Annotated in this window: 7 protein-coding genes; 3 read left to right on the top strand and 4 right to left on the bottom strand. The window is 46.8% G+C overall.

The features are described 5' to 3' along the window. Positions 1–466: 466 nt before the first annotated feature. Both Q0852_RS22100 and Q0852_RS22095 read right to left on the bottom strand, forming a co-directional pair. Positions 467–877, bottom strand: a complete 411-nt coding sequence (locus Q0852_RS22100) for a c-type cytochrome (RefSeq protein ID WP_160653760.1) — start codon at positions 875–877, stop codon at positions 467–469. 342 nt (positions 878–1,219) lie between these two features. Beyond that, positions 1,220–2,255 (bottom strand): IS630 family transposase gene (locus Q0852_RS22095; protein ID WP_299022262.1). Its coding sequence is split into 2 segments (ribosomal slippage): positions 1,220–1,790 and positions 1,789–2,255, totalling 1,038 coding nucleotides; the frame shifts between segments, so codons are not numbered across the junction. 334 nt (positions 2,256–2,589) lie between these two features. On the opposite strand from Q0852_RS22095, the gene Q0852_RS22090 reads away from it, so the two are divergent. Continuing rightward, the gene (locus Q0852_RS22090) at positions 2,590–3,246 is read left to right on the top strand and encodes a TVP38/TMEM64 family protein (RefSeq protein WP_160653757.1); all 657 of its coding nucleotides are present in this window, start codon (positions 2,590–2,592) and stop codon (positions 3,244–3,246) included. A 486-nt stretch (positions 3,247–3,732) separates the two neighbouring features. Here the strand turns inward: Q0852_RS22090 and Q0852_RS22085 are convergent, their stop codons facing one another. Together Q0852_RS22085 and Q0852_RS22080 are read right to left on the bottom strand one after the other, a co-directional pair. After that, on the bottom strand, positions 3,733–4,440 hold the full coding sequence (locus Q0852_RS22085) for a hypothetical protein (protein WP_299022250.1): 708 nt from the start codon (positions 4,438–4,440) through the stop codon (positions 3,733–3,735). 256 nt (positions 4,441–4,696) lie between these two features. Beyond that, a complete protein-coding gene (locus Q0852_RS22080; protein ID WP_299022247.1) occupies positions 4,697–8,887 on the bottom strand; it encodes an Ig-like domain-containing protein in 4,191 nt (1,396 codons plus the stop codon). 153 nt (positions 8,888–9,040) lie between these two features. Between Q0852_RS22080 and Q0852_RS22075 the strand changes: the two genes are divergently transcribed. Both Q0852_RS22075 and Q0852_RS22070 read left to right on the top strand, forming a co-directional pair. Next, a complete protein-coding gene (locus Q0852_RS22075) occupies positions 9,041–10,144 on the top strand; it encodes an RNA-guided endonuclease TnpB family protein (RefSeq protein WP_299022244.1) in 1,104 nt (367 codons plus the stop codon). A gap of 142 nt (positions 10,145–10,286) precedes the next feature. After that, on the top strand, positions 10,287–10,637 hold the full coding sequence (locus tag Q0852_RS22070; protein WP_299022243.1) for a hypothetical protein: 351 nt from the start codon (positions 10,287–10,289) through the stop codon (positions 10,635–10,637). Positions 10,638–10,653 lie beyond the last annotated feature (16 nt).

Below are 10,653 nucleotides of genomic sequence, written 5' to 3'. Positions count from 1 at the left end.
TCAAATTCCCTCGGTAGTTAGCGCAATGACAAAGTCGCTTGGTAATTAAGATACGACAGAATCGCTCGGTGATCACAAAATTTGACAGATACTTCTAAATTGAAATTGCCCCAAAACCATTTAGAGCCAAAGCTCACTCACATGCTGTTCATGTGATTTTACGATACATTTTCTAATCGTGCTTGTCGGTTTAGTGCGTATTCCGGCGAAGTTGAACACCTATTCAGGCTGAACGTGAACACTTAACTTCCGCTTCCCCCCTTTCCGAGTTAAAAAGCCTACTTTTAAAATGTACATGTGAATAGACTTGTGTTGTCCCCAATCAGAAATGTCACAGCTGATAAGCTTCCTACATAGGAGAGACGGCAGGGACATTGGACTTACATTACCCTATAGAAAGTATGAACAATAGTGCACACAACTCCACGGTTGCTCTCAAAGACTCTTTGACCATTCTAGTACTCAACTATTTCTTAATACTTTGAGTATCTGAAGGGAATCCTGCTCGCATAAATGTGATAATCTTCCACATCTCACTCCGTGATAGCTGGCCTTTATATGCTGGCATGGCTGTTCCGAAGGCTTTTCCACCCTCAGATATTGACCAAAGTAAATATTCATCCACTGCCATGGGCATCTGGATCATATACGCCAGAAGTGCTGGAGAAGGATTTAGTGAATTAGCAATCTCTCCATCACCCATACCTTGTGCACCATGACAAGTCGAACACTTCTGTCGGTACAATTCGCCACCTTTTCGCACTACATCAGGCTCTTGTACAAACGGGTTTCTTACATTTCGATATTCTTGTGGAATGCTTGAATGCATAAAAGTCCAATGTCTTGTCATTCTCTGTCGCTGCCCAGGATTCATCATACCTGGCCCCCACATTTCGCGCTGAGTCCACTTGGGGTTCCATCTATCGTTGCAACACGCTGGCTGTGATTGAGCGCTGGCAGGATCACTATAGGTTGGCAGTAAAACCAAAGCAGCGAAGACACCGAGGATTGGTAGTATACAAAACTTACGACACGTAACTGTCATTTTGCTCTCCTTTTTCTGGACATTTTGAGTTTAGTTTGTGCCTGTTGTATTCTGTGTAGCAGTGCTTAAATTTAGACTTGCATTAGACGTGACAAATCGGCAAGTTCCTCCGCAACTCCTTCATCAAGTTTATGAACTCTTGATTCAATCAATCTTTAATACCATTCTAGCTAATTAACTGGTCAGGCCGATCCAGCTTCTAGTGCACATCTTCGTTACTCTTTGCGTGTTACTGAGAAAGCTATTCCAAGCACTACAAACCTTATCAACAATCTCATCATAATTTTCAAAGGCTTGATTAGCTAAATGGTGCTGCCTCATCCAACTCCAAACTTGTTCTATTGAATTCAGTTCTGGTGAATAGGGAGGGAGTTTTATGATACTGACATTAGGAAATTGATGGACAGTATCTTCAGTGTGCCATCCTGCACCATCCATTATTACCACAGCATGCCTTCCTTTTTCTGTTGCATTAGATATTTGCTGGAGATGTTGCTTCATGGCATCTTTATTGGTCCAAGGGACAACTATCGCTTCTCCTATTCCACGACTAGGGCAAATTGAACCAAAGAGATACGCATACTCGAACTGCTGCTGTTTGATGACTCGTGGACGCGTTCCTGTTTTTGCCCAAAGTCTAGAGGTTGTGTTTTGCTGACCAAACCTTGCTTCATCTTGAAACCAAACGTCAACGTTCTCAAGTCCTATGTGCCCGGGGATCTTAAGGATCGTTTCAATTTTGAATTTTTTTAAAATCCTCTTGGATTTCATCAGACTGTTTAGGATGCTTTGAGCGAGAGGTTATCCACGAAAAGCCCATTTTTTTGAGCAAGATATAGATGTAGTCCGAGTGGTATTCTTTGCCAAATGTCAGTTTGATGTAGTCATGAATATCATAACCTGTGAGTCTGCCACCATTAGGTTTAACTGCATTCTCTTCAATGTACTTGGCAAGCTGTTGCTTTTCTGGATTAGAGAGAAAAGGAGGGCGTCCAGTGCGAGGTTTTTCCTTTAATCCGTTAAGTCCTTCCTCAAGAAAAACCTGAATCCATTTGTTTACACTGGTACGACTAACCTTTAAGAACTTAGCAATTTGAGTGCGTGAATGACCATCTTGGAAATGAGCAAGTGCCAATAATCGCATTTTCATCTGAATAGATGTTTGTTTGCAGGCAAGAGATTTGAAGTCGATATTATTAAGGCTATCCATGGCAATGACTTAGACAAAGCAGATAGCCCTAATTAGATCACATTTTTACCTAGAATGGTATAAATTCCATGACACACAAAAATATGTTCATTGCATTCATACAAAGGATAATTTGCCTGTATCGGTATTCAAGGTAATGAAACTCATAAAGGTCGAGTTGATCACACATCTATAAAAACAATACCCAAAAGGGACTAATTGGTTGCGATTTAGCTTGCGGTAGAATCACTTTTCCTTGCACCTTAGAGGAGATGCTATGTAGCCCAATCATATTTCAATGCCAAGCATGCTGTCGTTCACTACAGGACAACTTGCCAAGGAGTATTAGATTCTTATGAAATCGGGAAAATCACTCCTTTACTACCTTCTGATTATTATTGTAATCGCCCTATTTCTTCTATGGGTTTGGCTGTATCACTTCAGCATGCCGCAGTCTCTCGATTGGGATCCTCAAAGAATTGTCGAGGTCGTAAAGCACTCAGGTATGGCTGGGCCACTGGTCATCATTGCAGCCATAGCAACAGCAATCGTGTTCAGCCCTTTGCCCAGTGCTCCCATAGCCATGGCTGCTGGTGCTATCTACGGACATTTTGAAGGTACTATTTATGTCTTTGTCGGTTCGCTAATAGGGGCATCAGCCGCCTTTGGAGTGGCCAGAGTACTGGGGCTTCAGGCTGCCCATGCCTGGTTGGATCAACGCTTTCCGGACTGGAAGCTGGGAGATCAGAAGCGGCTTATGTGGTTGGTTATGGTGACTAGGCTGATGCCCTTCATGTCTTTTGATCTGGTGAGTTATGTCGCTGGGGTTACCGTATTGAGTTATGGACGCTTTCTGCTTGCTACAGCGGTGGGTATCCTTCCGGCCTGCTTTTTATTAGCGTATTTGGGTGAAGCGGCAATAGAGCAGTCTTTTACTCTAAATGTGGTTGTTGTGATTGGCCTGTTGATTGCGGCGGGTATTTGGCATCTCCGTTCGGACAAAAATAGCTGATAATTGAAAACTTAGATAATTAGCTACCTACTTTAATGATCAGTAGTCCGACAATACTCGGATAGAAATGGGGTCTTTCCCCCTTACTCCTAGCATCAAGCAGAATTAGTCCATTTGGAGATAAGGAAATCTCAAATTAACGGCCGTGAAGTGGTCAAAATGTGATAATTCAATGATACAAAAAAATAGCGAATATACATAAGTAATAACCATTTCTTGTATTTTAAAACTTGAATGAAAAATTAAATATTCAGAGTTTCCCGTTTTCAAGCGAAGCTGTTTCAATCACGATACCAGCCGAACAGTATTTTTGTGAAGTGAGATACTTTTCCTTATTCGAAGTGTCTTGGTTAGAGCATAACCTCTAACTTATTTCTGTCCAAACATGTGCCAGACGCATACTCTGGCAAGTATCTGTCAAATTTACTGTTCTTCAAAATGACAGATTCCGTCTAATCGCATCTCACTCCAATTAATAGCGGCCTGTCATTTGAGATAATTAAGCAAGGCTGGCGCCGGCATAGTTACACTCTTATTGGCCAGCGAAATGCTGTGCTGTTGACCATCGACAACAAACAGGGCGCTTGATTGCCTCACGCCACTAAAGGTCACCGCTGGTTCGCGCTGCTTGATGGTCGTGAGCGGGTAAAACTGACAGTCATAACGGTTATCGAGAGGTACGGTGATCATGGACAACTGGGTACGACTACCAACCGGCATTTTCGCAACGCCGACGCCGGTAGCAACACCGTCTTTGGCGATAATGTCATGCAGGGTAAAGTCAGCAAAGTCGAAGTAACCACAGTCGGCCGTCCTAACCATCTGCCTGCCTTGATAGCCGCTTTCCCTGGTACTTATGCTGACGTAATCCACCGCCGCCCGCCCCCGGATGACCGTTTGATTCGCCACAACAGCGCTACTGTCGATCAGTGACAGCTTAGGGACCCCGTTGATCACTGAATTAAAGGCATAATAGGTATCGCTGCTATCACGCTGAAATAGCCTGTCCACCGGCCTTATTACAAACAGTCGCTGCCTGCCGCGCTCTTGGGCAAGCAGTACCATTTTTTTGCCACCTTCGTGCTTGGCCACAACCAGTGGGTGCTCAAACAAATTGATATTATTGGTTGTAACGGTTTGCGCTACTGCCAATGGTGACAACAAAGAGGCACAGAACAAGGCTGTCTTTCGCATGGGTTCTCCTTTGTCTCGCATATAGTTGAGCCTGAACATTACGGTCGAAAATTTCAGTTACTTATGATCAATTTGATGTATACTCGTTGATGAAATCGCTGTGTTAAGCATAGGGGTTTCTCCAGTTAAGTCCTTAGGGGTGGGACCTTAAGGCAGGAACAAGGCAGTCCGCTTTGGTGGTCTGCCTTTTTTCTTGCCAGCTATCACTCCCCAGGAAAAGGTGCCCTACAAAAGTGGGGCGTAATAGGACACACCACTACCACTCAACCACGGTTCGAATTTCATCAAAATCGCCTGAGTCATCGAAACCACGCATCACGACAGTCGCGGTTTCACCAGGATCACGGATTTCCGAAATGCGATAGCCACTGTTGCTCCTTGCAACACCATCAACACTCCACTGGTAATACTTCATCTTGCCGTCAGTATCGTTACAGCGCGCCTCAATACGGGCGGTCTTCGAGTAGAACGAGGTGCGCAATTCACACGTTGGCGGTTTATTCTCAATCACCTCTACCCGCTCAACCTGAGTCGCGCTCTGACCATACAGGGTATCGATTTCCAGCTTGATATCATGCGTGCCGACCGGCAGGGCTGTGAATGTGGCATTCACCTTGTCGTTCTCTTTGATAAGCTGGCCGTTGACATACCATCGGTAATCAGAGACGCGATCATACGGATGGCCAAGCTTGATGATAGGCCGCACCCGCACATCCAGCGGTGCCCGTTGATACTTATTTGAAAGTCGCATCGACTGGTCAATGGTGATGGGCTCTGGCTCCAATACCTCGATATAGTCGGTGAACGACGCGATATTACCGCGATCATCCGTGACATCCACCGTAATCGGGTACAGCCCCGGCTCTTTGGCGGTAAAGCGGGCCTGCTTGCCGGAATCTTTGGTCAGCTCCAGCTTACCGTGTCCATTGAAGCTGAAGTCGAAGTTCTCATAAAGGTTGCCCGACTCTGGCCGGCGTAACCAGACATCAATCGTACTGGGGGCGACCTTGATGCGCTGCTTTGTGACCAGGCCAAATTCTGGGAACTGGTATTCCCAAACCTGTACGTTATGGGTCGCTTCGTTATAGGTGACGGCCTTGGCACCGTTCATCCACGACCGTACCGTGAAGGTATGCAAATCGGCAAAACGGCGGTCTTCTTCAGTCGGAGTGAAGGCATAGCTTTCCCCATCAACGACCGTGCCATCATTTAGGACAAACTCGGTGATAATATCCGTATGCATGTTGGAGTATGGCGGCCTAACATTGGCCAGCAGATCTAACGTGTTGCCGACTTCAACATCCCGCTCCCCTTGGATCCGAATAGATACTGGACGTGCTTTTTGGATACGCACTGTCGAGTTATAGGTGTCCCAGGCCTTCAAGTCGGTCTCATAGCCGATATATGCGGCCCGGGCTTGCAACCTTAAGCCCTCAGGGTTGGTGCGAGACAAGGCAACTGAAGTCGAACCTGGTGTGAACGTCTTACCTCCATCGGTAGACCATTCGACAACCAAGTTGCTAAGGCTTGCAGGTTCACCGTGATCTTCCAAAGCAAATGTCTTGGTCATTCCAACCATCATATTGCTCGGGCCGATGATTTTCAGATCCGGCTTGCGGTACGCCATTACCTGCAGACGATCGGAGTGGGTTATCTCGCCCGTAAAGCGGTTTTTTGCCTCAGCACGCACCAGCCACAGCCCTTCCTCTTTTGCTGAGAACGTATAGCGTTGCGATACCTTGCTCTGCTGCTGCCAGCTCCTGCCGTTATCCGGCGAGACAAACCACGTTACATCGCCGACAGCATCCTGATCGGCCTTAGAATCAAAGCCAAACTGGATATTTGTAGTCATCGGCACCGGACCACTCAGCCGTGAGGTTTTGATATCCCCTTCAATGGCTGCACCTTTCAGCACTTTGACATAACGGCTGATGGACAGCATGGTGTGCTCGTATTTGTTATTTGGCGCCTTTAGCCGGGCTTGCGCCGAGTACTTCACCGACCCCAGTTCACCGGATGCCCAGTCCAGATCGAAATTGGTTCGGCCGAGCGTATCAATCGGCTTCCAGTCTGTCAGAGGGCTAACAGAGCGATCACGGTGGACTTCAACCATCCTGACCTCCCAATCCCCATGAGCCTGCCCGTCATAGACAATATCGCGTACTAAGCGGTCATATAGCCCGATTTGAGTATCGGTCGGGAGAACATTAGCTGTTGAGATCTCTCGGGTATCCGCATTGAGCATCAAGCGTATCCGCTTGGATGGAACGATATAGCTCCTGACCACCGATTCTGTATAAATATCCGGTGACAAACTGTAGGTCACGACTACCTTGTACTCTCTGCCATCCCAAAGTGACATATTCAGCGAGCCAAGACGGTCACTGATGGTACGGGTCATCTGTATTGTGTTATAGCGGTTAGACTGCCTAAGGTCGATTTCCTCAAGAGCTTCCCCATCGGCGTAGAGTGCCACTTTCATCGGCGAGCTTGGTGCCTTTAAGGTGTATCGGCCGATTTTTGATTGTCCCTGCTCGACCGCAAACGTGCCGGGCTCGAACATATTGTCTTCATCGAAAATGATAGTGGGCTTTGGTGGTGCCATCACCCGCATATCAATGGCTTTCTCTGTAACCAGATTTTTCCGCCTTTCGGCATCATGCATCCAAATTCGCGCACGAACATTCGTCATCCCAGCCGCAAAGAATGCCCCGACCAACGTCGGGCTGCGCGACGCGATAGAGGGCTCCAGCCCGTCAGGAATTTCCAGCCACTCTATTGAGCAGGCCAGCTGCTCTCGCATATTGACGTTGTATACCGCCAGCTCTTCGGTTTCATAGACATTGCAGCGACTTCCCTTGGTCTGAGAAAAACCAATATCCTGGGCCTGTACCAAGGCATATTTTTCGTTGTAGACGCCTGCGTAGCTAAACGACAGTGGCAAAAAGCTGAAATTAAACTTACGAGTAACACTATTGCCGGATCCATCAATGGCAGTGATGGCAAACTCCTGCACAGTATCGGTTTCAGGGTTGTTGATTGACGCTAAGGCCTTAGCCATTGGGTATTCACCCACCAGCCCGACATCGACACCATTGACCTTGAGCGCGCTAACCTCAACATCGCGGCTGGTCGCATCCTGCGCAGTGAGGATCATGTGCTCGAGAAAATACACCGGATCGCCAGAGTAAATGCGCAAGTCCTTATTAAACACGAACACTTCTGGTGGAAGCCGGTCAAACAGCAAGTTAGAAACCGTTTTGTCACTGCGGTTGTCGTAGGTATCTTTCGCGGTTACATCGGCAATATAAACGCCATCAGGCAATGAACCGACATCAAAACGATAGACATACTTGTTGCCGTAACGCTCGGGGTTGAGGTCGGAATAAACCCGCGCACTTTGATCGACAAAGACATTATTATTGAATAGGTGGCCGACAGGTTTGTTATTTAACGTGACATAGTCACGCACCGGTAGTACCGATTCATCCTGCTTCAGGTACATACCCAGCTGCTTGGGTAGCCACCACAAATCAGACGTTTCATGCGAGTGGGGGGAGCTGACGACCACCAGCGCCTCGTTGTCATTGGCCTTGACGGCAATGCCGTTGACCACAACGCTGGTTTCCTTGTCTGAGTCTGCACCAACGGCATGTACCACCACGTCCTCAATCACTGGCGGCCGATAATCCCACTGGTAGGTGACACGTTCTGTATCTGTGGTATAGCTGAATAGATCTGATACTTCGACATCTGCAACCAGTGAACCTGTCAGGGTCTCAGCATCTGGTGCCAGTTTAAGTGCCCCCATATTGAAACTGCAGTGATCAGCATTCTCTGCCACCAAGCAAGATTGGGACAATGTAGGCATGTTAATTTTCTGGGTATAAGGGCGCTTTTCAACATGGACAGCAACACTATCGAGCCGGTCTTTGCTGTTATGGGTCATGATAGTCAGGGCATCACTCTGCGCTGTACTCAGGCGGCTGTCGATACGGGAGATCCTTGCCGGAGCTGGCTCGGTAAGGCTATAGTCCATCACCCCTTCGCTGATTGTGATTTTCTCCCGGCTGGAGCCTGAGAAAAAAGAAATTCGGTAACTGCGGGAGTGAGCTCCTACATTCCCCATAGGGCGCCCGCTGAGATCCATCCCATGAAACTGCCACGAACTGTCACTGTCGGTTACCCACTCAAACAAACAGACCAGCTCATCTCCAGATGTGATTGACATCGCTTCTGCATCATTGCCTGTCAGCCGACACCCTGAATTCGACCCAGTAGAACCCGTCAGCTGATACTCTTTGACACCTTTGTAATAGGTCAACGGTTCTGCCAGTTCAAATTTCGGCATCACGGTTTTAATTGTACCGGTTAAAAAGACTGACTTTGCCATGGCCAGTGTCGGCACCAGGCAAAGTAACAGGCTGGCAAGAATGAGTTGTCGCATGCAAACCTCAGCAGAGTTTCAAGGATTGCTTATAAAGCTATCTTCAAATTCCGTACCGACACCCAATTAGCCAGCCGATTTTGACTGATTAATGGGGTACGCCGTGTTAACCATGGGGTAACTTTACATAAAAACTGATGTATTCCTGCTTACATGAAAGAACGAGCCTATAAATACCGCTTTTACCCAACACCAGAACAGGTCTCCTTACTTGAGAAGACTTTTGGCTGTGTACGGTTTATCTATAACTCAATCTTACAGTGGCGAACTGATGCTTACCGAAATAACAAGGTCAAAGTTAACTACAACACAGCCTCCAGCCGATTAACTGAGCTAAAAAAAGCCCCCGAATTCTGTTGGCTTAATGATGTATCTAGCGTTCCACTACAGCAAGCAATCAGAAACCAACAAAACGCTTTTAAACATTTCTTTGACGGTCTCGCTAGCTACCCTCTGTTTAAGAAAAAACGTAGTAAGCAAAGCGCTACATTTACTAAAGCTGCTTTTAGATATATCGACGGTAAACTGTATATAGCCAAAACCATGCAGCCTCTTAATGTGCAATGGAGTCGAGAACTGCCATGCGAACCTTCAACCATCACAATCAGTAAAGACTGTGCGGGTCGCTACTTTGTCTCGTGTTTGTGCCGATTCGCTCCCAATCCACTTCCAATTAGCAAGAAAACAATCGGTATTGATTTGGGATTGAAAGACCTGGTTGTTACCTCTGATGGGTTTAAATCTGGTAATCCCCGCTATACAGACAAGTACGCGAAGAAGTTGGCATCGGCGCAACGCAATCTTTCCAGAAAGCACATAGGTTCCGCTAACTTCTATAAAGCTAGAAAGAAAGTCGTGCGTATTCAGGCCAAAATCGCTGATTGCCGACGAGACTTCACTCACAAACTGACGACCCAACTAATAAACGAAAACCAAGTGATTAGCTGTGAATCGTTGCAAGTAAAAAATATGGTCAGGAACCGCAAAATGGCTAAAGCCATTAGTGATGCCAACTGGGGGGAGTTTATGCGCCAGCTTATATATAAGGCTGAGTGGTACGGCAGAACTGTTATCCAGATTGATAAATGGTATCCGAGCTCTAAGCGCTGCCATTGCTGTGGTCATATTGTCGATTCCTTACCGCTACATAAACGCAATTGGCAATGCCCAGAATGTAAATCAGAACTGGATAGGGACACCAACGCCGCTCTTAATATCAAAGCTGCCGGGCAGGCAGTGTTAGCCTGTGGAGCGTAAGTAAGACTTGAGGTTCATCTGAATCTAAAGCAATACGCGATGAAACAGGAAATCCACCCTGAAGTGCCGAGGTAACGAGGGAGGAGAATGTCAATCTGATGTACATCCAGTATTTTGTAATTCATCGCATAAGAGTAAGACTATGATTAACAAGAAACTTAGAGTACAGGTCGCGGTTGGGATCGCAGCAATCGCCGGTGCCGTCATTTTCTGGCCAAGCAGCAATATTGAGGACGATGCCATTGGGCAGTGGGCAAACCACCAAGGCGACGCCCCTTTTGATATGGTTGTCGGACACGAAACACTGACAGTGCATGGACATGATTACCCGGTAACCTACCACGATGACAACCAGGGCCGGTATGACTTTATAGCACAGTCCAAAAGCCAGGTTTTTGGCTTTAATCTCGAGCACAACGAAATGCAGGTCACTATCAGCAAACCGTTCTATGAAGACGACCCCGTCACCATCTCATTGGGTAAGGTAAAGTAGAAAATTAAACGCGAGG

The organism is uncultured Photobacterium sp., assembly GCF_947502415.1.
Lineage (GTDB): Bacteria > Pseudomonadota > Gammaproteobacteria > Enterobacterales > Vibrionaceae > Photobacterium.
Note: the sequence above shows the minus strand (reverse complement) of the source record. Positions and strands in the feature narration are given on the sequence as shown.